The sequence below is a fragment of the Candidatus Bathyarchaeota archaeon genome, assembly GCA_026014735.1.
GTDB lineage: Archaea > Thermoproteota > Bathyarchaeia > Bathyarchaeales > Bathycorpusculaceae > Bathycorpusculum.
Genome location: JAOZHT010000003.1, coordinates 248,563 through 270,986, shown reverse-complemented (window position 1 = coordinate 270,986; position 22,424 = coordinate 248,563). Strand labels below are relative to the sequence as shown.

The window sequence follows — 22,424 nt, the reverse complement described above, 5'->3', positions numbered from 1 at the left end:
GTATTTGTTGCTATGTCGAGAAGCGCGTTTTTTGCTCGCATTCTTGTTTCTTCGGTGTTTTGCCTTTCTTTAAGATAGTTTACCGTGTTTTCGATTGCTGTTGGTGCTTCTTGGGTTTTATTGACTATTTCACGGGGCGGGTTACTGATTGAACTGGTGTATTGGTTGTAACCCGCCTTTGGGCTTAGTATTATTTACCGCTTTCACTCATCATAAATTCCGAAATCCCTATTTTACTTCCATCTATAAGGTTTTAGAAATCAGCCAATATCAGCAGATTTTTCGATGCCGCCTAATAATCAATAGAGAACCAATAACCATACTGACTATCACTAGAGCGATTCCTATATTGAAAACTTGAGGCAGTTGACTATCAGACGAAATTGTGAGTGAAGGAGTCGGTGTTGGAATAAAACCAAAATCGACGATTGTCCTACTGGGGTCGTTAATCTGGGTTTGTGCAAAGAATCCACGAAAGCTTCGATAAACTCCTGTAGCATTGCTAGAGATGATTAATTGGTGTGTTCCTTCCGTTAGATTGACTAATTCGATTGAGCCCTTAAAGGGTGAACCGAGGTTGTTATCAAGGGGGATTGTGGTGGAACAGCCATCCAGAATGTAAGTTACTGATATTAGTTTTTGTTCTATTGCGGTATTATATAAATTGAAGATTTTCCACTTTTCACTTTGGTTATTAAACCAATTATTAGGTGCTTCGACAGTAAAATTCAGTAAGACTTTTTCGGTATATGTCTCATTAATCGGCGATTCTACGATGAGCTTCGGCGGGTTTTCCCAAACCCAAGGTGTAACAAAATTGAAAGGCGGTTGTTCACCGCTGACAAATGAAATTGAAGCTATGGAGAAAGCTAACAAGGCTAAAGTAGCAGTCACTGCAAAGGTATGCCTTCTCATTTTGCTCAATAAAGTAATTGTTTACCTTTCATTTAGCTCTCCTCAAAGAACAGGGTGTTCCGCTAAAGGAACAGGTTTATTTTATAAAATTTCCTTCCCGTAAAAAGATACCCTTTACAAAAGGAAGTTGACGGCAACACTTGTGGTTGTCGCTTCCCACTTTCTCTAAGCGTCCGTAGTGGCATCATTTTCTACCGGCTTAGGTTTATTTGCCTTTTGGGAGATTCTTCATCTTTTCTTTACGAAAAAATAAAAAGCAAATATGTATTCGTTAACTAGGGGGGTTGACTTGACAAGAAAGCAAGAGTTCACAAGTATACCAACAGCAAAAGTACAGGAAGGAATAGATTTATGCAGAAGAAATATCGCTATTTTTCTAGATGATGCCAAGGCGCTAATGCGTAACGGAAGTCTTCAGAACGCCTATGTTCTTGTTCAATTTGGACTTGAAGAGTTTGGAAAAATAATTGCATTAAAAGAAGCTGTTGAAAACTGTGACTCTGGAAATATATCTGTTAATAATAAGATTTTTAAAAATCACGAGTTTAAGACTGAAAAGGCTTGGACAAAAATTAGTCCGTGGGCAAGAATAATTAATGAAGGTTTTGATGAAGATGTGAGTGACATGCCCTATGGTTTTCCAGCGTATTCTGAACCAACTACAGAAGCAAGCCCTCAAACACGGTTAGATTGTGTGTTTGTTGATTTTAGAGAGGGCAATTGGATTAATGGTCATAAAATTGACAGAGAGCGACTCGTTCACCTAATAACGTATATCGAGCATATGCTTGAAACACTTTATCCATCTGAAAAGGGAATAACTCTTGATGAACTGGTTGCCCAAAAAGGCGAAACTTGAACTCTTAACGTTAAAGAATTGAAGTTGTTCGGTATCCCAAATTTCTTGCTTCATTTTCTAAGAAATGCCGAGTGCGATGTCTATTACTTCCGCGTACAGGTGGGCTATAGCTACCCTAAAGCCTAAAAGCTTCAAAAAATAATTAGATTAAGTTAGTGGTTTCAGGTATGATTCATAAAGTTGTCTATTATGATGAATTATTCGAGTCAGGTTGGGTTAATCTATCTGTTGCCAAAGAAATTGCTAACTACCTATCAGGTAAAGGCTTTACTATTGTCAATGCAGTTCAACTGAAAGACCTAATGGTCTCTACTTTGAAAGGAGAAGTAATCAATCCCGTTGTTGTCTTTGCTATGGATAAGGCGCCATATACTATAATGGATAGCACCGATGCAAATTGTTTGGTTAGACAGTTTTTAGATCGTGGAGCAAGAATTGTCTGGATAGGTGATATACCTTTCTGGAATATTGCTGTGGAGAACGACAAAAAAGAAAGCCTAAATAAAGAAGAGTCCCAAAGAATCGAAGCCTATTATCAAATGGGTGCTCACATGTCTTTGCTAGGTGTTAATCCAGTGATTAGGACTTCCTCATTAGAAATGGTTAACATTACAAAACAGGGTAAAAACTTTCGATTAAGCCATAAATGGAGCGGTGTTAGACCTGTTGAAGTTTCCACAGGTGTCAGATTAAAATCTAATTTAGGAAATTCAAAATTAGCTATTCGTGGGTCGGCATTTCAAAATGCCCCATTCTTAACCTTTCAAAAGGACAGAGGCTTAATGATCTTGGCAAAGAGTGCTTACATGACAGGACGACCCATTATTTTGCTTGAGAGAAAAAGAATTCCAATAAAAGCCGAGCTTTCTCTATCCCCCAAAATTGATTTGGACTATCCAGAAAACACAGAGGAAGTGAAGCCTGAAAAGAATGAGTTCTGGGGTGTTTATGCTAACGCTTGGTTCAAAAACTTCAATAGAAGCAGACCCTTTTCAGGGTTTCTTCGATTGTGGGATTGCAATATCAAAGTAATTACAGATGAAATGCTAAAAGAATTACATAACATTTCTTTAACTGGTTACTAACTAGTTTTGCCCAATAAAAAAGTAAATGGATTTATTCATTGGTGACTGCCCCGTAACTGCACTTTTCTTTTTTGGGCATTCTTCCAGCCAGTTACCTTTCTGTTCATTACGGCAATAAATTGGCTGGTGTGTTGGTTGTAACCCGCCTTTTGTTGTCTGTGGCATTCGGCTAATCGGGCTACCCGCCCCTTTAGGTGCGTCTTCATCGGCGTCTGTTCTGCCCTTTCCAATGCATAGCAGCGGCAGATGCCCATAGAAAACCAGTTCCATTTCAGCATGTGCTCAGCAGGGCAGGCGGTTTCTTGGCGTGTGTGGGGGTTTTTGGTTTTTTTGTGTGTGGGTGTGGTTTCTATTTATAGAGGGGGGTAGGTCTGTGGGTGCAGCAGCAGTTGGCTTGATAGCTGCTTTGGTTTCTGTTGTTGCAGGGACGGGTTGTTGCGTTTTTTGTTTTTGCAATAAAGTTAAGAGCCCCTATCTGCAGTATTTCTTCTGTGAGGTGTACTGTTTATGGGTGAGGTCACCGTGAAAGCTCCAGCTATCAGCGCCGAGGAATATGAGAAATATAGGGGCAAAAATGTTGCCATCTACAAGGGCAAAATTGTTGCTGCGGGTCAAAACTCTGCTGAAGCCCTCCAAAAGGCGCTTAAGAAAAACCCCAAGTTAAAACCCAGCCAAATAGAGATCGAGTACATTCAGTTGGCGGATGAGCTTATCTTTTGAACCGCTACATTTTCAAGTACACTCCTGAACCCACTAAAGGTGGAACAATTTACCGCCCCACGAGCTCTTAGCTTTCCCTTAGGAGCAGCAGAAGCGGGCCCTTAAATAAAGGCAAAAAGTTTATTCCTTTTCTTAATCCACGAGGCAATAGCAGCCTCTCTGTTCTGTAAGCGGCTTTTTGTTTGGTGTTCCACTCTGGAACGGGTTTGTTCTGTCAGCAGAGCTAAATCCCGCTTCCGCCATTGGGGAGGCAGTGAAAAAACATGAAAATCGCATCAAAATTCCTCGCAGCAGCAATCCTCTCTTTATGCATAGGTGTAGCAGTCGCAACTCCCCTATTAGCAACCGAAATCATACCTTTCCCCAGAATCCCACAGGGACCAACCGCAGACTTTGGCGTTGACGTAGCCTACGCAGACTTCCAAGTGACAGGTCAACCTGACGAATACGGCAGGCAACAAATGGATTACAATGTGGTTCTTAACGTGACAAGCCTGGCAGATATAGAAGCAAAACTCGGCATGGTGAACTTTGCGGCAGCCCAAAACATTACCCTCATCAGAGGCGCAATGGAGGGGGGCACCTCGAGTTCATCGGGCGGAGGAAGCGGCAGCAACTCTTTCGGAGGCCGAATCGAAGGACTCTGGCTTGACGGCAAATGGCTAAACGTCACCTGGATACCGGGAACACATCCTGAAGGCTTAGGCAAAGTGATGACTCCACCCTGGGGTTCAGGAGCCACAGTCAGCTACGTAAGCAGCTTACCAACGGCAATTCCTAACCTTCCAGAGAACGCTTCTGAAAACGGTTACTGGATCGAAGGCGTACCAATCAAACAGTACCAATACTTCAACAGCACAGAAAACAAGCTAACATTCTACGATACAATCTACGCAAACGGCACCTGGGTAAACGTAACAGGCAGAATACGCATCGAAGACCCCAAAACAAGCGTGCTATCATTCGGCACTTTACTTCAGACTTCAACCATGTTCTGGCCACGCGGCACCTCAATCGGCACCTTATCCAACAGCACCAACAGCCAAAACTTCGTAATCTGGAGCGGAGACGGCGACTTTAACAACACTTGGATGCCACATCAGTCACGGCTAATACAGGTAAAGGGAACCCTATACGTCGGCAGCAACGAAATCCAAAACCTCGTCTCCTCAGAAAAAATTAACCTCTACGCTGCAGCATACAGCTACGTCTACGACTATGACCAACCCATAAATGGCGTATTCTATGACACCTCTAAAATGTCAACCAGCCTCACAGCAGTTCACCTGACAGAAACATCGGACGGCAACTACAGATACTGCAACCTCTTAAGCGGCAGCCAAACATTCCAGACAGACCAATACGGCGAAGTATTACTCAACCAGGAGAGCTAAAAGGTCATGGCGAACTTGGAATCTGGAGAACTCGAAGGCAACACCCTTAGCGTCTACGCTTTCGTAGTTAAAGAGGGCAAACCTGTGGGTCCACGAGAAGTTATGCGTGGCGCCAACCTCTCCAGCCCAAGCACCGCCTATCGGCAACTGCAGAAGCTTGAAAACCTCGGCTTAATCGAGAAGAACAGCTACGGCGCATACGTCTTAAAGGAGAAAGCCAGCGTTAGCGGGCATGTGTGGGTCGGCAAAAACCTCGTGCCCCGCCTACTCTGTTACTCCCTCTTTTTCTTTGGCATCCTAAGCGTAGAAGTCGCCATCCTGCTAATCCAGTTCCTCTTCCAAGGACAAACACCTAGTTTAGCGGTTATGTATTTGGTGCCGATTACGGCGGGCTCAGCGGGGCTGTTTTTGGGTGAAGGCTACCTGCTCTGGCGACGCAACAAACCCGAAAGCAACCAAAACCCGAACCCCAAACTAAACTAACTAATTTTTTCTCTTATCTTTGACGACCACTAAGCCGCCAAACACTACCAAGCCCACAACAACCAGCACCACAATCAACGCTTGATTATCCCTTAGCAGCTGGATTACGTCTTTGGGTGTATCTTTTGCAATAGGGATAGGTGTAGCTGTTGAGTTTGGCGTGGGTGACGGCTCAGGCGTAGCAGTAGGCGCTGCTGTTGGCTCCGGTGTTGGGGTGGCTGTAATTGTCTGAGTAGGGCTCGGGGTACTGGTGGGGTCAGGTGGCGGCGGCGAGTTGCCAAAAGCATAGAGGCACCCGTAAAATGAGCCAATGAAAACTTTTCCATTGTCCACCGCCGGCGTGGATTGGATGATCCAGCCATTGTCGCGGTACCGAGGGGCGGTAAAGTTCCAGAGTTTAGAGCCGTCGGTGGCGTTTAGGGCGTAAAGGTTACCATCTTCTGAGCCGATATAGATAACATCTCTAGCTATTGCGGGAGATGCAATAATGTCATCTTGTGTTGAGTAGTTCCATATTTTAGCGCCAGTGGAGGCATTCAAGGCATACACGTTATTGTTAGCTGAGCAAATATAGACTACTCCCGACTTGATGGAGGGGGAACTTCCGCTGATTTTCCATCCCGTATCGGTGCCAGTTGTGTTATAACTCCAAATAATCTGGCCGCTGGTGGAATTAAAAGCATAAAAGTTACAATCAACGCTGCCAGCGTACACTATCCCCTCTGCAACTGCGGGTGACCCCGCGCCCTCTATTTTGTAGGTCCAAAACTCTTCACCTGTACTTGCATTCATAGCGTATAATCCGCTGAAGCCCGCGTTCAGGTAAACTATCCCGTTGTAAACAGCCGGAGACCCCTCGACTTCACTTTGAATAGTCAAATTCCAAATCTGGTTGCCGTTGGATGCGTTTAAAGCCAAAAAGTGTGTATTCACGGCGTCATCAAAGCCTGTGCAGCCACTGTATACAACCCCGTCTACAACAGTGGGGGCAGCGTAAATGCGGGAATTTTGCTGGACCTTCCAAAGCAACTGCCCATTTGCAGCGTTAAAAGCGTTAGTTGAGAAATTTGAGTTAAGATAAACTACTCCGTCAACCACGGCGGGTGTAGAAAAAATCTGGTAGTCCCTGTTTTTCCACAGAATTGCGCCGCTGGCCGCGTTGAACGCGTAGAGGCCATCCTCCAATCCGATGTAGAGAACGCCGTTAGCGACAACAGGTGAATTACTCACGGGGTCGCCGGGGGTGGAGTAGTTCCAGAGTTGAAAAGGCGTTAACACTGGGTCAAAATCAGTTGCTCCGCTGTTAGTTGGGTCTCCATGCGGCATTATCCAGTCGGCCTCGACGTAGGCAACATAGAAACCGCTGCAAAGCAGGACGATGCAGAACGCAGTTGCATATTTCAGTTGCTTCATCGCTACTTTAGGTGGGCGTCGTTTTATAATAAAAGATTTTTTGTATAATTTTCTTGACAAAGCTTAGTCTAATTTTCTGAACCAACCTCCCTGCAAAAACTAACCAGCCACAAGGTGATTTAGACACTACTGTGTTAAGGCCAAAACTCCAATTTGCCAGCATATTTACCTATGCAACTTGAACTGTAACTCAGCTATGCAGTGCACTATTCTTTGCTGTAAAATCAACTTAAAACTAAAGCTTGACTAAGCTGCCTCTTTTTCTTACTCGTTTAGCAACCATTAAAACCACCAAAACACCCGCCGTAGTAGCAATTATCAATGTAATCACAAGCCAACCTGAAAGCAGCGCCTGTGACGGATAAATTAACTCTGAGTATTTCCCAACTGCTGGATAAGCGGTGTCGTTGTAGACTATGTCTAGTTTTTCTCCATACTCTGCTATGGCGTTTTGGAGTTGCAGCCAGACCTGTTGCTCACCCTCGGTGGGTTCCCAAAGCCCCCAGACAACATCGTCCTGTCTGCGTAACCCCGAACCGAAATCCTGCGGCAAAACGAACGCGGCTTCAGCCTTGACTTGCCCGCGGATTACGCTGGCATTGTTTACGGTATCAGTCCAGAATTGCTCCAGCACATCGAAATGCTCCTCTTGTAGCGTGCCATAGGCGCCCTTCATGTCGGGGGCATAGTTAAAGAGGACAACGTATTTGGCGCCGTTTCTGTAGGCTGCGCTCATTTGCTGGTAGATTTCCTCGCCGCTTGCCAGATACGGCGCTTCTGTGTATTTCCAAGTTATTATTGCGCCCCAGTCTTTGCCGTAGCAGTTTGCAGCGCCCCTAACGGAGGCTATGGCCTGTGTGGTGCTTTCGTTCCAGCAGAACTGGGCTAAAACGGCGTCGTAGCCGCTTTGATAATCGTACCAGTGGAGCCCATAGTCTGATGTTATCACGTTTAGGGTCGTGTTCTGGAAGTGGCGGGTCTGGTTTACTTCGGTGCCAATAAAACCGGTATAGTATTGCCTTGCGTCTTTTTGTGTTTGGAGGGGATAAGCGGCCCATAATTCGTCGTAGGTGTATTGGAGCTTTGATGTGTCGTTGAGAACTGAGATGTTGAAATTGAAATTTTTGTCATAGGCGCTGCCAGCCACGGTTCCGTTTGGATAGTAAATTATGTAGTTAAATGGTAACGTGCTGTCATAGTTGTCTATGCTTACGGTGCCATTCCGCATGTAGGTTACAGAAAAACCAAATTCTTTCACGTTGCCATTAATGCTTCCATCCGCCCTCTTATTCAGCCAGGGGTCAGTCTCACCTCTGTAGAGAGTCATTTCTCCATCCAGCATTTTCCCTCCCGGCTCATCGATAGCGTATATCCCCAAGAAGTGGTTTCCCCAGCGGTCGTCGTAACCTGATAGCCAATTGTCAGCCAGCGCAATGTTGTTTATGCCCAAATAGACAATGTAGCTCATGTTGCAGCTAACAGCGTAGTCTCCTATTGCATAGATTGAGCTGTTGCTGTTCTGAAGAGAGCCCGATTGCAAAACAAAGAGGTTTGTGTAGTCTTTGACTTTGTCTATTAGCTGCTTGGCGTCCGAGACGCTGTCGCCACAGTATGTTACGCCGACGTAGAAGGCGTCGTCATCGCCGCTGCCAGCTTGAGCGTCGGCTCTCTGGAAGATGCATAGCGTGGATGAGGCAATCAACGCCAAAAGCGCAACTGAGAAGGCAACTATCAGGTTTCTCTTCAAAGGTTATCTCTCCCATCAACCGCAGATACAGACATGTACCGACTGGATATTTGCATTTTCCCAAATCCGCCTACCCTGTCTGATTCCAAAAGTAAACCTGCGAGTACTTATCGGTAAATGGATATGCGGGGTCGTCGTAGATTATGTCGAGCCTTCCCCCATGCTTTGCAAGTGCATCTTGCAGACGAGGCCAAAACTGCCGGTACTCCTCTGAGGGCGTCCATAGACCCCAAACGGTATCGTCGATGTTCCGTAGCCCCCACCCGCAGTTTTTGGGCAAAACAAACGCGGCCTCAGCCTTAACGCTGCCATACCCAACAAGCGGGTTCTGCACCACATCGCGCCAGAAACGCTCCAACGCCCCAAAGTGCTCTTCCTGCAGGGTTCCATAGGGGCCAGTCATGTTTTCGGCGTAGTTAAAAACAACCACGTATTTAGCGCCGCATTCATAGGAGGTACGCATCTGGTCATAAACTTCTTGGCCTCCAGCTAAGTAGGGGGCTTGGGTGTATTTCCAAGTTATGATGGTTCCCCAGCTTCTGTTTTGCATGTTTGCTGCGCCGCGGACAAGCCCAATGTCCTTTTCTACCGTTTGGTTCCAACCTAACTGTGCCAACACGGCGTCGTAGCCTCCAAGGTAGTCAAACCAGTGCAGAGCATAATCCGATGTTAGATAGGTGTAGTTGGCTTTGGGATAGCTGTTCAGGATATGATTGGTTGAAGATACAATTTTTTGGGCGGCTTCATCGGAGCTCTGGAGGGGGCGGGCGCTCCATAGTTGCTCGTAAGTGTAGGGAACGTTTGGTCCATAGGGCACCGTTCTCGATTTTTCACCATATGTTACGGTCGTAGAGGTGACTGTTCCGTTGGGATAATACGTGGCAAAGGTTTCCCCGTCGAATGATTGGGGCGCACTCAGATTCCGTGCGTTTATGGCCCCATCAGGGAAGTAAGTAAGAGATGCCGTGCCAGAAGTCGTGATTAGCTGATAACCGGAGATTTTGCCGTCTGCATATTTCATGAAGGACTCCCCTTTGTCGGGTTCACCATAGAACTGCCGTTCCCCATCCAGCATTTTCCCACACAACTCATCCCCATAATAAAATCCCAAAAAGCTTTGGTTCCAACGCCCATCGTAAGCTTCAAGCCACGTCTTCAGCAGGTATGCTTTGTCTGTGCCGAAATACACTATAAAATGCAGGCCTGAATTAACCGCGTAGTCGCCGACCTCATCGATTGCGGTTATGTTGTCCTGCATTTCTCCTGATAGCAACACAAAGAGGTTGGTGTAGCCTTTAACTTTGTCGATTAACTGTTTTGCATCAGAAACCTGGTCGCCGCCAAACGTTACTCCCACATAGAACCCGTCGTCTTCCGCGTTAAACAATCCGGTTGTAACAAATAATGCCGCTGCCACAATGATTAGGAGCGCTATCGCCGCCGCCAACATGATTTTCCGTTTCACAGATACCCTTCCCATTGATTTCCTTTACCGCGGGCAGGGGACTTAATTTAATTTACGCATTTGCTCCGTTTGTTTTCTGGCGCTTTGTGGTTAAAATTGCGGTTAATTGCTTGCCGTCGTGATGTTTTCCTGAAAATGTTTAAATCCAATCTGGGATAGCAATATTAGAGTGCATGCTTTGGGCCCGTAGCTCAGCTAGGTAGAGCGCCAGACTCATAATCTGTTGATCGCTGGTTCAAATCCGGCCGGGCCCACCAGTCATCTTCGGTTCATTCAAGTTATTTCAGTTCAAAGCACAATAGAAGAGGATAGAATTTGGTTTTCCAAAGAAAAAAGGTGAGGGGTCTAGATGAATGACCGCTCGTAGCATTCTTCATGTCTAACCGCGGTGGCTTTGCGGCAGGCAACCCGCTGCCCTTCAAGGATGGGTTTGTGACAGATCAAGCAGAGAATGCGCCCTTTCTTTTGTATTCTCAAGATAAGTCTATGGTTGATCACATAGTGGTTTGTAGGCATACTTTTTCACTGAAAGTTGCTTGCCGTTTATGTAGTAAAAGCGTTTTTGTCAAGGTTTGTTGACTAAGCTTAGTCAAGGTTTCTTGACTAACTTACACAAGGTTTCTGGACTAACCCAAAATCAACTTCAGAAGCAGAAGATGCGGGTTTGCGGCGTTTTCTCAAGTAAACAGCCAAACCTGCCCCCGCCAAAATCAACGCAGCCAAGACCACTGCGGCAAGCACCAGGGGAAACGGCTCCGCTGTTGTGCCGACTGGACCCGCTGATTGATCAGGGATGCCTGAGAGGTTAAAGGGCGCCATGGCGGGGTAGTTGTCTTGTCCCTCCAGCACAGTCACGTTTGTCTGCTGCTCATAGTCGGGGTAGGTGGTTTGCAGCAGATAGGGGGTGTCGCCTACGCCGTCGAGGTTGCCGTCGCCGCCAGTATAGTCGCTCCAGTAGTTGCCTACTGAACCGTTATCCCAGCGGTTGCTTTCGGCGCCGTAGTTTCGGATGTAGGGGATATTCACGTTGACGAGGTTGCGGTCGAAGTTGTTGCCGCAGAATGTGTTGCCAAAAAAGCCCGCGGGATCTATGTTCACCAGTACGGCTTCGTTGTTTTCGCTAAAGTTGTTGTCGGCGACGAGGTTGTTTGAGGCCATGTTGTAGAGTGCGATGCCGTCGATGCGTGTTAGGCTGTTTGAGGTTATCTGCGAGTCACTGTAGGTGCCCCAGATGCCATGCTGGTCAGGTTGGGGAACAGGCGGTACAGGTGCCGCGGTGAGGGAGCCGACGATTTGGTTGCCTATGATTCTTATGCGATTGGGGTTGGATGAGTCGGGGTTTAGGGGCAGCAGGTTGATTCCCACGGCAAAAGACTCGTTGGGTATGCGGATTCTGTTGCCCACTATATCAACCTGCGACGAGGACAACACCACCACGCCGCTATTGCAGTTCCTCATGGTGTTTTGGCTAACTGTGACGTCGGTGGCGTTCTCGATGCTTACCCCGGTCACGCAGCCATCAAAAACTACATTTGTAATCTTAACGTTGCTTGTTCCCTCCACGTGGACGCCGGGGAGCCACCCCACAGGCATCATAAGCCCCACCGTGTTAACGTCGGGTCGAGTTACTTTAAAGCCGCCGCCGTCAAGCACTATGTTTGGGCACTGAATCTCTATGGTATTGTTGACGTCGCCAGTTAACGTGTAGGTGTCTTCGTCTCGCTGGATGGGCGCTGACGCTGGCTCCACGGTGCCGTCCGCTCGGATGAAGATGGGCGCGGGCAACTCGGGCAGAGGAGTAAAATTCGCCACCGCACAGAGGAGGCTTTGGGCTAAAATCAAAGCAGACACCGCAAGTGATAAGGCAACTACCGCTTTTGACTTCATGGCATATCCCCACGCCCTAGCTAATGGTTGTTTTAAAGGGTTTTCGTCAAGAAACCTTGACTAATCCTGTGGTGGCTGATGCAAACTTGGCTTGGCAAACCCGCCCCGTTGAAGCGAATGCTTTTTGTTTCCAACCCATCCATATTACTTCAGGGACAACTGTGCCGCTGATTTCAAGCTTTGACCCCTGGCATTCCGGCCTCTGCACCTGCCCAGCCAAACTCACCTTTAACCCCTACACGGGCTGCAACCACGGCTGCCTCTACTGCTACGCCACAAGCTACATCCCCAACTTCGGTGACTGCCACCCCAAAAAAGACCTCCTGCCCCAGCTGCGGCGAGAAGCATCCAAGCTAAATGGCGAAATCATCTCGCTATGCAACAGCTCTGACCCTTACCCGCGTCTTGAGGCAACTGAGGGTTTGACGCGGCGATGTCTTGAGGTGCTGGTGGACTGCGACTGCAGAATCCAAATCATAACCAAAAGCAACCTTGTCACCCGCGACGACGATCTCCTCGCCAAGGCAGCCGCTACCGTGGCGCTGACCATAACCACAGAGGACGCGGAGGTTGCCAGAAAAATCGAGGCTAACGCGCCCACGCCGTCGGAGCGCATCCGAGCCGCACAGGACTTAGTAAAAGCTGGCGTCCCCGTCTCAGTCCGCATCGACCCCCTCATCCCCCACCTTAACAGTCAACCCCAAAAACTCATCAAAACCCTCGCCGCCATCGGCGTCAAACACGTAACCGCCTCAACGTATAAAGCCAAACCCGACAGCTGGAAACGGCTCTCGGCGGCGTACCCCGCCTTGATGGAAACGCTAAAACCCCAGTACTTCCAGTTGGGTGAGCGTGTCGGCGGCAGCGTGCTGTTGCCAAAAGATTACCGCTTCAAACTGCTTAATGAGGTGCGGGATATGGTGGTTGCGGAGGGCATGGCGTTTGGGGTCTGCCGCGAAGGACTAGCGCAACTGAATACGGCGGCGTGTGATGGCTCATGGATGCTGCCTAAAACTCGGGAGGACCACCAATGCAAGCTCGGGTAGTTTTCCTTGCGGACTTCGATTACTTCTTTGCGCAATGCGAGGAACTGCGGCACCCCGAAATCAAGGATAAACCCATCGTGGTCGGCGTCTACTCGGGACGCACCGAAGAAAGCGGCGCAGTGAGCACAAGCAACTACATCGCCCGCGGCTACGGAGTCAAATCGGGGCTACCCCTGTTTATGGCAAAACGCAAACTCGAAGGCACCGACGCCGTCTTCTACCACGTAGACCACGAGTACTACGAGCAAATCAGCAGCCGCATCATGGAGATATTCCGCGGCTACGCCAGCAGCCTCGAGCAGGTCAGCGTAGACGAGGCATACCTCGACGTCACCGAGCAGGTCGGAGGCAGCTACGAGAGGGCAGCGGAATACGCATATAAAATCAAAGCTGACGTGAAGACGCAGGTGGGCATATCCTTCACAATCGGCGTGGGACCCAACAAGCTGGTGGCTAAAATAGCCTGTGACAGCCAAAAACCCGACGGCCTCACCATCGTGCGCCCCCAGGAGGCAGAAGCGTTTTTGGCGCCGCTTCCCGTGGACCGCCTTTTGGGCGTGGGCAAGAAAACCACGGTGCGCATGGAGCAGATGGGCATCAGAACCATCGGTGAGCTTGCCCGTTTTGATTGCCAGCGCCTCGTCGAGGTCTTCGGCAAAGCCTTAGGCATCTACTTCCACAACGCTGCCAACGCAGTCGACAACGAACCCGTCCGCGAGCAGGGCGAGGCTGAATCCATCAGCAAAATCGGCACCCTAAAGCAGGACACCCATGACTTAGAGTTCATCATGCAGAAGTGCACTGAGCTAACAGACATCGTCTACGGCGAAGTCAACGAGAAGGGCTACAGTTACCGCACCGTCTCCATCTATGTGGTGAATGTGGATTTGTCAAGCAAAACCCGCAGCGTCACCCTTGAGCAGCCCGCCAAAGACAAAGAAACCATCAGCCGCAACGTACGGGCGCTGTTTGAGAAGTTTCTGGCTGAGTCGCCGCTGGAAATCCGCCGCGTCGGTGTCAAAGTCTCAGGCTTTAGCAGAGAGGAAAATAAGCAGAAATCGCTGATGAGTTTCTTTGGCTCATCTTAATGGGTAAACTTTTTCTGGTTCAAGCGACATCTATTTTCGGGAAGACTTTTGGCAAAACAAGCTGGGCGGCTGCCGCCTGATCAATATGTCACTGACCATATTCTGCGCTGGGGCATCGAGCACCCCGGCATCACAGCGGCTAACCCGCAGCTTAACCTGGACACCTACACTCTTACCGTGGACGGAGAAGTAGAAAAACCTGTCAAGCTGGGCTGGAAGGATTTTTTGGCGTTGCCCCAAACCATCTCTGTCAGCGATTTTCATTGCGTGGAGGGCTGGAGCGTGCTGGATTGCCGCTGGGAGGGCGTGCGCGTCCGCGACATAGAAGACCTCGTCAAACCACACGACGCCGCGCAGGCGGTGACGTTTGAGTGCGCCGACGGCTACACCACCTCGCTGTACCGAACCGAGCTGGAAGGCAAAGATGTGCTTTTGGCTCATCGACTCAACGGCGAATCCCTCGAGGAGGGCTACGGTTTCCCTGTGCGGCTGGTGGTGCCCAGCAAGTATGCCTATAAGAGTGCGCTTTGGGTGGTGGCGCTGCATTTTACGAGGGTCAAGATGCTGGGCTTCTGGGAGAAGCGGGGGTATAGTGACAGTGCGGATGTGTGGCGAAACGACCGCTTCCGGCATGAGGTGTAGTGGTTTGCAATCCAAACCCAGATATGGATTCTGAATCTGGTTTGCAACGCAATAAGCGGCTGCAAGACTGTTTTAAAAACGGGACAACGTTTATTAGGCAACTCTGATACTCTGTTGGCTCTTTACGAGGTCGAAAAATATGTCCCCGAAAAAAACTTCAAAGCGCCGCCCAACTCCCCAAAAAACCGATGTAGAAGCATCCGGGCTGGAATTCGTCTGCGCTGAACAGGAAGATTTACTCTACATAGCACGAATCTAAACGGAAATCCTTCTTTACTCGTCCTTCCCATACTTTACTTGCCGCATATTAGCCCACAATAGCGGTTCTATCCACAAGCCTATAGAGGCACAGCTCAGATCCGCCATCAGCCGTTGCCCGGAAACCATCGGTTGGGGCTTGAATTCTTTTATAGTCCACCACCCATCAATTTAGCCAGAGCTGAACACCATGGACTACACAGAGGCAACCCTTGGAAGAATCTTCATACTCCGCCTCCACCAAGGCGAACGCATCCACGAAGTCATCGAAAAATTCGCCAGCGACAAACAAATCCAAAGCGCCCTATGCTTCTTTCTAGGCGGAGCCGAAGACCAAAGCAAAGTGGTGGTTGGCCCCAAAGACGGCAAAGCGATGCCGCCGCAGGCTATGGTTACGCTTCTGCGGGGCGTACATGAAGGCGTCGGCGTAGGCACCCTTTTCCGCGACGAATCAGGCGCCGCTAAGCTGCATATGCATGCGAGTTTTGGCAGAAACGACAACGCGATTACGGGCTGTGTGCGGATGGGCGTGGATGTGTGGCAAATCGGCGAAGTCGTCATCTTGGAACTTGCAGGCGGCTCCGCACGGCGCGAGAAGAACACGCAAACGGGCTTTGAATTTTTAGAGTGCTAGCCTAGGAAACGCACTAGGAAGATGCGGTAGCCCATGTTGCCGTAGAAGTCGCCCCAAAACGGCTGGTCGTTGGGGTCGCCGAAGCGTCCGGTGCTGTAAATCATCATTTCCACCTGAGTGTAGTCGAGGGTGGTGTTGAAGAATTTGGTGTTGATGCCATAGTCGAAGAGGATAATGTATTTTACGCGTCGGTCCACGCAGAGCTGCACGAACTCGTCTATGTCAAAATCGGGTTTAAAGGCGTCCACGGCAAGCGCGGGGTACTGCCAAATCTGGTAGCTGCTCATGTTGTCGGGCAAATAGAAGCGGAACATATCCTGGCTAAGCAGGTTAAAGGAGCAAACCAAAGCAGCTGACTCATTAGGGCCCAGATGGGATGCAAGGTAGCGGGTGGCTTCCTGCACGGGGATGTGGATTTGGTCGCGCTCCGTCATCCGGTAGGCTTCATAGCCGCTGTAAGCAACCGCCGAGGCGATTAATGCGATGAAGGCGATGGCAGCAGCTTTCTTTGCCCGCTCCGCTTTGAGGCTGGGCAACTGGGGCTGCCAACCCTTGACTTTGCCGTAGAGAAACATCACAAAACATGCCGCCGCAATGGCTAAAATCGGGAAAAGAGGCGTCACGTAGCGCCATTGCCGATTAGGAATCAGCGTAAAGAACACGTACACCACCACAAACCAGGTCAAAAAGAAGATGTCCTGTCGGCTTCGCCGATAAGCAAACATACCAAGGCCGCAGAGCCCCAAGATAAAGATGGGCAGCGTGATGGGGTGCACGGGGATGTCGTTGAAGGGCCAAGCCATCTCGACGAGGTAGTAGACGGGCAGGGGCTGGAAGCGGTTGCTGTAGGCAGGTCGGTCCTGTCCGCCCTCGCTCATCACGTACTGGAGGGTTTCGAATTTGGTCATGCCGTTGTAGTGGTAAATCAGCGCAAACCAGGGCGCCGCAACCAACACCACAATGACTACGATGAGAAGAAACTTGGCTATGTTCAGCTTAAGCTGCTTGCGCGCCAGAAACAGGATGCTAAGCAGCATAGCGAGGGCGGCAACGATGATCTGGTACTTCGCCAACACGCCGATGCCCAGCGCGAGTCCGCTGAATACCAGCGCGCGGTAGCTGCCCTGTTTGCTTAGCCAAACATAGAAGCTGAACATGACCAGTGTGAAGAAGAATATGAGCATGGTTTCCAGCATGGTGACTCGGCTAAGCCAGAAGAACCCCGGCATGGTCCCCAAGAGCACGCTTGCGATGAGGGCTTGTTTTTGGCCGTAACTGCGCTTGGCGAATTCGAAAAGCAGCCAAATCGAGAGCGCCGCAAACGTCACTGCCACCAGCCGCCCCGCTACCTCGTTGACGCCCAACATATGGAAGTAGCCCATGGTGACTATGTCAAAGATGGGCGGGTAGTAGCCGTAGGTAGTCATGTACTCCCAGGTTTGCCCGCGGCTCAGCAGGGTGCCTCCGAAGAGATGCGGCATCTCATCCCACTGAACCGACATGTAACCCAAACCATACGACGCAGCCACAACAAAAACCAGCAGAAACACCAGCAACGCGAGGCGGTACTTGTGAGCGGCAACAAAGCGGCTGCTGGGGCTTTTAGGCTGCAGGCTAATGCTGGCTGATTCAGTGATGATTTGCGACCCCTCTTTCAGGTTGAGAATAATTGTATGGCTCTAAAAAGAGTTTGCGATATGTACGCCTCCGCGGTTTAATCGTAGATATACGCAAGTGATTTATGGCTAAGACACATTTCTTTTTTAAGCTCGCAGGTGTACACACGCTTGAAGAAACAACCGCCCCACAAGGAACTCTCGATCCTGCTGCCCGCCTACAACGAGGCAGTCCAGATTGAGCGGTGCATAGGAGAAGTGGAGGCGGCGCTAAAAAAATTCTGCAGCTCCTACGAAATCATCGTTTCCGAAGACGGCAGCACGGATGGCACCGACGAAATCGTCGCCAAAATGTCCCAGCATAACCCCTCACTTAGGCTGCTGCATTCACCCACCCGACTAGGCAAGGGCAAAGCCATCAAAAACGCCGTAAAAGCCTCAAACGGCAAAATCGTAGCCTTCATGGATGTGGATTTAGCCACCGACTTAGCCTGCTTACCCAAACTCTACGAGGTAGTGAAGCGCAAAGGCGGCATGGCAATCGGGTCACGACACGTCACCGGCTCCCAGGTGGAACGCCGAGCCTCACGCACCCTCTTTAGCTTAACATATAACATGTTTGTGCGGCTGCTCTTCCTAGACGGCATTCATGATCATCAATGCGGCTTTAAAACCATGAACCGCAGCCTCGCCCAAGCCGTGCTGAGTCAATCAAAAACCGACGGCTACTTCTTTGACACCGAAATGATTGTGCGATGCAAACAACTCGGCTACCCCGTCACTGAGGTTCCGGTTTGTTGGCGCGAGAGAAACAGGGGCGGCTCAAAAGTGAATCCGATGCGGGACGGCAAAAAAATCGGTATGGATATGCTGTCTTTCCGCCTAAACCCCTAGCCTTTTACCATTTTCCGCCTGCTCCCCCGCCGCCTGAGCGTCCGCCGCCTCTGGCGCGTCCACCAAACACGGGGAGGGCCACACCGAGCACCAAGAGCACGATTACCAGCCACAGGGGCAATCCGTAGATGTCAAGGAGCCAAAAGGGCGTAGGCGTCGACGCTGGGGTGTCGGTGCTTTCGTAGAAGTAGTAGCCGCGGAGGGGGTCAGTGAGGGTTTGATTTGTGACTGGAATCTGCGCCCCCAATGCCACAACGGTGTCGTATAAGCCTTCACCGTAGTCGGCGCTTTTAAACGCGGGGACCAGATACTGCTGAGCAATCAGGTTGCTTTCGATGTCGGTTATGTCTGCTTCTAGGCCGTAGCCCACTTCGATGCGCCACTGCCGCTCCTCAAGGGCCACCAGCACCAATACGCCGTTGTCTTTGCCCTTCTTGCCAATCCCCGTTTGGGTTCCGTCAGCAACATCAAGCGGCAAATCGTTAAAGACGTAAACGCCCAGCTTCACTATATCGGTGATTTCTTTGCCGGAACCATCGGTTATGCCATGTCCAGTAAGCGAAGGAAAAACACACACCACAATCTCCGCTGACGTGTCATAATCAACTTCATAGCAGTAGGCATCTATCGCATCAGCCCATTCTGAATCAACAATTTGGGCGCTGCACAGCGGGAGCATAAACGATGAGGACAGTAAAAGCAAAACAGCAGTTAATGCCACAAAGCGTTTGCTAACCAAGCAGTCTATACCTCAACCTACAGGTCAACTTGGGGAACCTCGGTTGCGCCTATCTGCGCCTGGAAGTAAGTTTTGGCTTCAAAGCCCCAGCCTGCTACCCACAGATTCGCAGGGAAAACCGCTATGGCTGTGTTGTAGTCTCGGACGGCTTCGTTAAAGCGCATGCGCTCGGTGGAGATGCGGTTTTCGGTGCCTTCCAACGTAATCATTAAGGATTGAACAACATCGGAGGCTTGGAGGGTAGGGTAAGCTTCGAAAGTCACCACCAAACTGGAGATGCCTGATTCCAACTGGGCGGTGGCGTTGTCTATAGCATCCAAGTTGCCACTTCGCTTTGCAGCCAGCCATTGATTACGCAGCCCCGTGACATTCTCCAAGATGGAGCCTTCATAGGTGATGTAGGCTTCGGCGGCTTTAACCACGTTGGGTATGAGGTCGTATCTGCGCTGGAGCTCCTGCTCAACCTGCGCCCACTTCTCATCGGCAGAAGCATTTAACGTCACCAAGTTATTGTAGGTGGAAAAGTAGACGCCTGCAAAAACTGCACCTATTAAGGCAGCAACGATAACGATTGCGGAAACAACAATTTTTATCTTCATGCAAAGCACCGGTTGCAAAGTTAGTCGAATCCATAAATATATTGATTATGCGGAAGATACCCCAAAGAAGGCTGCCATGCAGTGCCCCAGACATAGGGAAAAGAATGAAAAACAAGTCACCTGCCGCGCAGCCTAAAAAATCCACAAATTTTCAACCGCTGTTAGGCGCGGGCTGCAAGTTTCTTTAGCATCCGTCTAATCCTAAGCACTTGCTGTTGGGCATTCAAAAAATAGGGCACAGCGCATCCGTGGGGACTACATTTCCCTGCAACGATAGCCTCCATGATAGCATCCACTGTGGGAGCCTCAGCTATGATTTCGGTGTAGCCGTAGCCGATTTGGGGTCCATAATGCGCATCGGTTCCCGCCACCCTCGACAGCCCAAAACGCTGCGCCGCGGCCTCAGCTTTCGCTATGCTATCCTTAAAAGGGAAGGCCCGGGCGTTAATGACTTCAATGGCGTCGAAAGCATCACAGACGTTTTCGCGCAGGCAACCTTTGAAGTAAACGTAGGGGTGACAGGCAATGGCGACGCCGCCTGCTTTATGGATCAGCTTAACGGTTTCAAGAGCGCTAAAGCCGCGTGGAATAAGCTCTTTAACGTTTAAGGCAACGATGTGTCCGTCGGCGCTGGAAACCTCCATGCCGGGGATGATGAGGAAGTCAGTTTCTTTGGCGATTTTGTAGGCGCCATCTAGGCTGTTGTGGTCGGTGACGGCGACCGCGTTGAGCCCCCGCTTTTTAGCGTAGAAAACGAGGTTTTTAGGCGTGATTAGACTGTCGTTGGAGTAGGTGGTGTGGACATGAAGGTCGGCGAGGGTTTTGATAGTCATAAAAACAGCTCCGCAACAATCATTCGCCAACTAAAAATTATTGACTCTTTTATCAAATTCCTCTGACCACTCTTTTCGCATGCTTGTCAATTCTTTCGAGGGATCTCTGTTTTCAAATAATTGTTGGTCTATCCCCGCTAACTGAGAAATTTTCGTTGAAGCTTTGTGCTTCGCAAAACGTTCCCTCATTTTGCTGCTTTTTTCCCCCTGATCTGCGCCAGCTGCTCGTCGAGTTTGTCATCGTCAAGATCGATTTTCTTAAACAGCGGCTGCGGCTTCTGTATTCTGTGCCCCGCCTCAAGCGGCACCAACGCATCGCTCCAGCACCGCTGCTCCACTTTGCCCTCTAAATTCAGTATCTGCCAGAGCTGCTGAGCGGTCTGGGGCATAAACGAAGCGGAAACCACCGAAATCGCCTTCACCACCTGTGCCGCCACATAGAAAATCGTGCCTGCCTTCTCTTTGTCGGTCTTCATGAGGTTCCAGGGCTCGTTGGTGTTTAGGTACTGGTTGCCGGTGCGGCTTATCGTGATAAGGGTGTTGGCGGCGGATTGGAGCCAGCCGTCCTCGATTTGCTTAGCTGCCTCCTCAACCCGCACTTTGATGCAGTCAAGAACCGCCTGGTCCTCGGGCTCCATCTTGGCAGGCGCGGGGATGGTTGCCTCGAATTTGCTGTTTATGAATGAGAGGGTGCGGTGGATGAAGTTGCCAAATGTGTCGTTGAGGTCGGCGTTGATTTTTTCTCGGAAGGCTTCCCAGGTGAAGTTGGTGTCTTTGCTTTCGGGGCGCGTGGCGATGAGGAAGAAGCGCCAGTAATCCACCGGGTACATCTCTAAGGCTTCGTCTATCCAGATGCCTACCCGCTGGCTTTTGGAGGCTTTTTGTCCGCGGAACTGGAGAAACTCGGTGGCGGAAACGTTGTATGGGAGGTTGTAGCCTTGACCCGAAGCTAAAAGCAGCGCGGGTAGGATGATGGTGTGGAATGGGATGTTGTCTTTGCCGACAAAGTAGAGGGTTTTCGCTTCCTTGTTGAGCCAGTATTCGCGCCACTTCTCAGGCTGCCCCAGACGCTGGCTGTGCTCGATGGTGGCGGATATGTAGCCCATCACGGCTTCCACCCAGACATAGATGGTTTTGCCCTCGGCGCCTTCAAACGGTGCAGGTATGCCCCATTCGACGTCGCGGGTGACGGCGCGGGGTTTAAGGCCCTCTTTAATCCAGTTTAGGCTGAAGCATTTTACGTTAGAGGGAAGCTGAGGATTATTTTCTATGTATTCTATCAGCTGCTTTTCGAGTTTGGAGAGGTCAATATACCAGTGCCGCGTGTTCTTCACAACTGGCTTGGTTTTGCATATGGTACAGTACGGCTCAATCAACGCTGTGGGCTCAAGCAGTTTGCCGCAGCTATCGCATTGGTCGCCCCGCGCCTTCTCGCAGCCGCAGAAAGGACATTTACCCTCAACGAAGCGGTCAGGCAAGAAACGCTGGTCACGCTCACAGTAAAGCATCTGCGTGTCCTGCGCGAAGATATAGCCGTTCCTCTGAATTTCCAAAAGCGTCTTCTGCACAAATTCCTTATGCACGGGGCTTTCGGTGCTGGTGTAATTGTCAAAGCTGGCGTCCCACCGCTGGAACAGCTCAGCCACTTTTGCGTGGTTGCGCTGGGTTAGCGCCCTTGGCGTTATGCCTTCTTTTAGGGCGGCGACTTCCATGGGGGTGCCGTGTGTGTCGGAGCCGCTGACCATCAATGTGTCTGCGCCTTTGAGCCGGTAGTAGCGGGCGGTTACGTCGGCGGATAGGACGGAGCCGACTAAGTTGCCTAGGTGGGGGATGGCGTTTATGTATGGCCAAGCGGATGTTACGAGAACTTTCTGGGGCAAAGTGGATTCTCCAACCAAACGTTGAGGTTCGCCCTATTTAAAATTGCTATGTGGCTCATCATAGAGATGCTTTGGAGCCTGGTTTTATGCAGAAGCGTACGGCAAGCAGAGGATGCCCCTCTTAGCAGATCAATTTGTTGTTCTGCTTGTGGCTGATTGCACAACCAGCCTGCAATGCGCCCCGGCGCCTGTTGCTAAGAAGCATTGCTTTGCACAATCCGCGGGTT

At 50.0% G+C, this 22,424-nt stretch carries 21 protein-coding genes and 1 tRNA gene; 11 read left to right on the top strand and 11 right to left on the bottom strand.

What is annotated here, in order from left to right; genetic code table 11:
• Window positions 1-270 precede the first annotated feature (270 nt).
• Complete coding sequence (locus NWE93_11695) at window positions 271-924, bottom strand: hypothetical protein (GenBank protein MCW4000892.1); 654 nt, start codon at window positions 922-924, stop codon at window positions 271-273.
• A 280-nt stretch (window positions 925-1,204) separates the two neighbouring features.
• On the opposite strand from NWE93_11695, the gene NWE93_11690 reads away from it, so the two are divergent.
• Both NWE93_11690 and NWE93_11685 read left to right on the top strand, forming a co-directional pair.
• The gene (locus NWE93_11690) at window positions 1,205-1,774 is read left to right on the top strand and encodes an AbiV family abortive infection protein (protein ID MCW4000891.1); all 570 of its coding nucleotides are present in this window, start codon (window positions 1,205-1,207) and stop codon (window positions 1,772-1,774) included.
• A 167-nt stretch (window positions 1,775-1,941) separates the two neighbouring features.
• Entirely contained in the window at window positions 1,942-2,859 is a 918-nt protein-coding gene (locus tag NWE93_11685) for a hypothetical protein (protein ID MCW4000890.1), read from the top strand.
• Here the strand turns inward: NWE93_11685 and NWE93_11680 are convergent, their stop codons facing one another.
• Complete coding sequence (locus NWE93_11680) at window positions 2,860-3,129, bottom strand: hypothetical protein (GenBank protein MCW4000889.1); 270 nt, start codon at window positions 3,127-3,129, stop codon at window positions 2,860-2,862.
• Window positions 3,130-3,366: 237 nt separating this feature from the next.
• On the opposite strand from NWE93_11680, the gene NWE93_11675 reads away from it, so the two are divergent.
• The 3 genes from NWE93_11675 (at window position 3,367) to NWE93_11665 (ending at window position 5,456) form a co-directional block, all read left to right on the top strand.
• Window positions 3,367-3,579: a DUF5678 domain-containing protein gene (locus tag NWE93_11675; GenBank protein MCW4000888.1), complete on the top strand. Its 213-nt coding sequence runs from the start codon at window positions 3,367-3,369 to the stop codon at window positions 3,577-3,579.
• A gap of 263 nt (window positions 3,580-3,842) precedes the next feature.
• Complete coding sequence (locus NWE93_11670) at window positions 3,843-4,973, top strand: hypothetical protein (GenBank protein MCW4000887.1); 1,131 nt, start codon at window positions 3,843-3,845, stop codon at window positions 4,971-4,973.
• A gap of 6 nt (window positions 4,974-4,979) precedes the next feature.
• The gene (locus NWE93_11665) at window positions 4,980-5,456 is read left to right on the top strand and encodes a hypothetical protein (protein MCW4000886.1); all 477 of its coding nucleotides are present in this window, start codon (window positions 4,980-4,982) and stop codon (window positions 5,454-5,456) included.
• Here the strand turns inward: NWE93_11665 and NWE93_11660 are convergent, their stop codons facing one another.
• From NWE93_11660 to NWE93_11650, 3 genes are all read right to left on the bottom strand, one after another.
• Window positions 5,457-6,869 (bottom strand): PQQ-binding-like beta-propeller repeat protein, encoded by a 1,413-nt coding sequence (locus NWE93_11660; GenBank protein MCW4000885.1) that lies wholly within the window; start codon window positions 6,867-6,869, stop codon window positions 5,457-5,459. It abuts the gene before it with no gap.
• A gap of 235 nt (window positions 6,870-7,104) precedes the next feature.
• Entirely contained in the window at window positions 7,105-8,616 is a 1,512-nt protein-coding gene (locus tag NWE93_11655; GenBank protein ID MCW4000884.1) for a hypothetical protein, read from the bottom strand.
• Between the two features lie 70 nt (window positions 8,617-8,686).
• Complete coding sequence (locus NWE93_11650; protein MCW4000883.1) at window positions 8,687-10,081, bottom strand: hypothetical protein; 1,395 nt, start codon at window positions 10,079-10,081, stop codon at window positions 8,687-8,689.
• Between the two features lie 180 nt (window positions 10,082-10,261).
• Here NWE93_11650 and NWE93_11645 point away from each other — a divergent pair.
• Window positions 10,262-10,338: transfer RNA gene (locus tag NWE93_11645), tRNA-Ile, on the top strand.
• A 346-nt stretch (window positions 10,339-10,684) separates the two neighbouring features.
• Here the strand turns inward: NWE93_11645 and NWE93_11640 are convergent.
• Window positions 10,685-11,968 (bottom strand): right-handed parallel beta-helix repeat-containing protein, encoded by a 1,284-nt coding sequence (locus NWE93_11640; GenBank protein ID MCW4000882.1) that lies wholly within the window; start codon window positions 11,966-11,968, stop codon window positions 10,685-10,687.
• A 56-nt stretch (window positions 11,969-12,024) separates the two neighbouring features.
• Here NWE93_11640 and NWE93_11635 point away from each other — a divergent pair, with 56 nt between their 5' ends.
• From NWE93_11635 to NWE93_11620, 4 genes are all read left to right on the top strand, one after another.
• A complete protein-coding gene (locus NWE93_11635) occupies window positions 12,025-13,014 on the top strand; it encodes a radical SAM protein (GenBank protein MCW4000881.1) in 990 nt (329 codons plus the stop codon).
• Window positions 12,999-14,102, top strand: coding sequence for a DNA polymerase IV (dinB, locus tag NWE93_11630; GenBank protein ID MCW4000880.1), 1,104 nt, complete (start codon window positions 12,999-13,001; stop codon window positions 14,100-14,102). Before NWE93_11635 ends, dinB begins: the two co-directional genes overlap by 16 nt.
• A gap of 48 nt (window positions 14,103-14,150) precedes the next feature.
• Window positions 14,151-14,744 carry a molybdopterin-dependent oxidoreductase gene (locus NWE93_11625; protein ID MCW4000879.1) on the top strand — a complete coding sequence of 198 codons (594 nt, stop codon included), beginning with the start codon at window positions 14,151-14,153 and terminating at the stop codon, window positions 14,742-14,744.
• Window positions 14,745-15,192: 448 nt separating this feature from the next.
• On the top strand, window positions 15,193-15,636 hold the full coding sequence (locus tag NWE93_11620; protein MCW4000878.1) for a DNA-binding protein: 444 nt from the start codon (window positions 15,193-15,195) through the stop codon (window positions 15,634-15,636).
• On the opposite strand, the gene NWE93_11615 is transcribed toward NWE93_11620, so the two are convergent.
• A complete protein-coding gene (locus tag NWE93_11615) occupies window positions 15,633-17,165 on the bottom strand; it encodes a glycosyltransferase family 39 protein (protein ID MCW4000877.1) in 1,533 nt (510 codons plus the stop codon). The two genes, NWE93_11620 and NWE93_11615, sit on opposite strands and share 4 nt — an antisense overlap.
• Before the next feature lie 258 nt (window positions 17,166-17,423).
• Between NWE93_11615 and NWE93_11610 the strand changes: the two genes are divergently transcribed.
• Window positions 17,424-18,146 carry a glycosyltransferase family 2 protein gene (locus NWE93_11610; GenBank protein MCW4000876.1) on the top strand — a complete coding sequence of 241 codons (723 nt, stop codon included), beginning with the start codon at window positions 17,424-17,426 and terminating at the stop codon, window positions 18,144-18,146.
• A 4-nt stretch (window positions 18,147-18,150) separates the two neighbouring features.
• On the opposite strand, the gene NWE93_11605 is transcribed toward NWE93_11610, so the two are convergent.
• From NWE93_11605 to metG, 4 genes are all read right to left on the bottom strand, one after another.
• The gene (locus NWE93_11605; protein ID MCW4000875.1) at window positions 18,151-18,885 is read right to left on the bottom strand and encodes a TPM domain-containing protein; all 735 of its coding nucleotides are present in this window, start codon (window positions 18,883-18,885) and stop codon (window positions 18,151-18,153) included.
• Window positions 18,886-18,902: 17 nt separating this feature from the next.
• On the bottom strand, window positions 18,903-19,484 hold the full coding sequence (locus NWE93_11600; protein ID MCW4000874.1) for a LemA family protein: 582 nt from the start codon (window positions 19,482-19,484) through the stop codon (window positions 18,903-18,905).
• Window positions 19,485-19,645: 161 nt separating this feature from the next.
• On the bottom strand, window positions 19,646-20,317 hold the full coding sequence (locus NWE93_11595) for a CehA/McbA family metallohydrolase (protein MCW4000873.1): 672 nt from the start codon (window positions 20,315-20,317) through the stop codon (window positions 19,646-19,648).
• Between the two features lie 185 nt (window positions 20,318-20,502).
• The gene (metG, locus tag NWE93_11590) at window positions 20,503-22,197 is read right to left on the bottom strand and encodes a methionine--tRNA ligase (GenBank protein ID MCW4000872.1); all 1,695 of its coding nucleotides are present in this window, start codon (window positions 22,195-22,197) and stop codon (window positions 20,503-20,505) included.
• Between the last annotated feature and the right edge of the window lie 227 nt (window positions 22,198-22,424).

What these genes read in the sequence shown, in the direction of transcription:
- NWE93_11685 (MCW4000890.1), top strand. Translation starts at nt 1,942, where the DNA reads ATGATTCATAAAGTTGTCTATTATGATGAATTATTCGAGTCAGGTTGG.
- NWE93_11680 (MCW4000889.1), bottom strand. Translation starts at nt 3,129, where the DNA reads ATGGAACTGGTTTTCTATGGGCATCTGCCGCTGCTATGCATTGGAAAG.
- NWE93_11675 (MCW4000888.1), top strand. Translation starts at nt 3,367, where the DNA reads ATGGGTGAGGTCACCGTGAAAGCTCCAGCTATCAGCGCCGAGGAATAT.
- NWE93_11670 (MCW4000887.1), top strand. Translation starts at nt 3,843, where the DNA reads ATGAAAATCGCATCAAAATTCCTCGCAGCAGCAATCCTCTCTTTATGC.
- NWE93_11665 (MCW4000886.1), top strand. Translation starts at nt 4,980, where the DNA reads ATGGCGAACTTGGAATCTGGAGAACTCGAAGGCAACACCCTTAGCGTC.
- NWE93_11660 (MCW4000885.1), bottom strand. Translation starts at nt 6,869, where the DNA reads ATGAAGCAACTGAAATATGCAACTGCGTTCTGCATCGTCCTGCTTTGC.
- NWE93_11640 (MCW4000882.1), bottom strand. Translation starts at nt 11,968, where the DNA reads ATGAAGTCAAAAGCGGTAGTTGCCTTATCACTTGCGGTGTCTGCTTTG.
- dinB (MCW4000880.1), top strand. Translation starts at nt 12,999, where the DNA reads ATGCAAGCTCGGGTAGTTTTCCTTGCGGACTTCGATTACTTCTTTGCG.
- NWE93_11620 (MCW4000878.1), top strand. Translation starts at nt 15,193, where the DNA reads ATGGACTACACAGAGGCAACCCTTGGAAGAATCTTCATACTCCGCCTC.
- NWE93_11600 (MCW4000874.1), bottom strand. Translation starts at nt 19,484, where the DNA reads ATGAAGATAAAAATTGTTGTTTCCGCAATCGTTATCGTTGCTGCCTTA.
- NWE93_11595 (MCW4000873.1), bottom strand. Translation starts at nt 20,317, where the DNA reads ATGACTATCAAAACCCTCGCCGACCTTCATGTCCACACCACCTACTCC.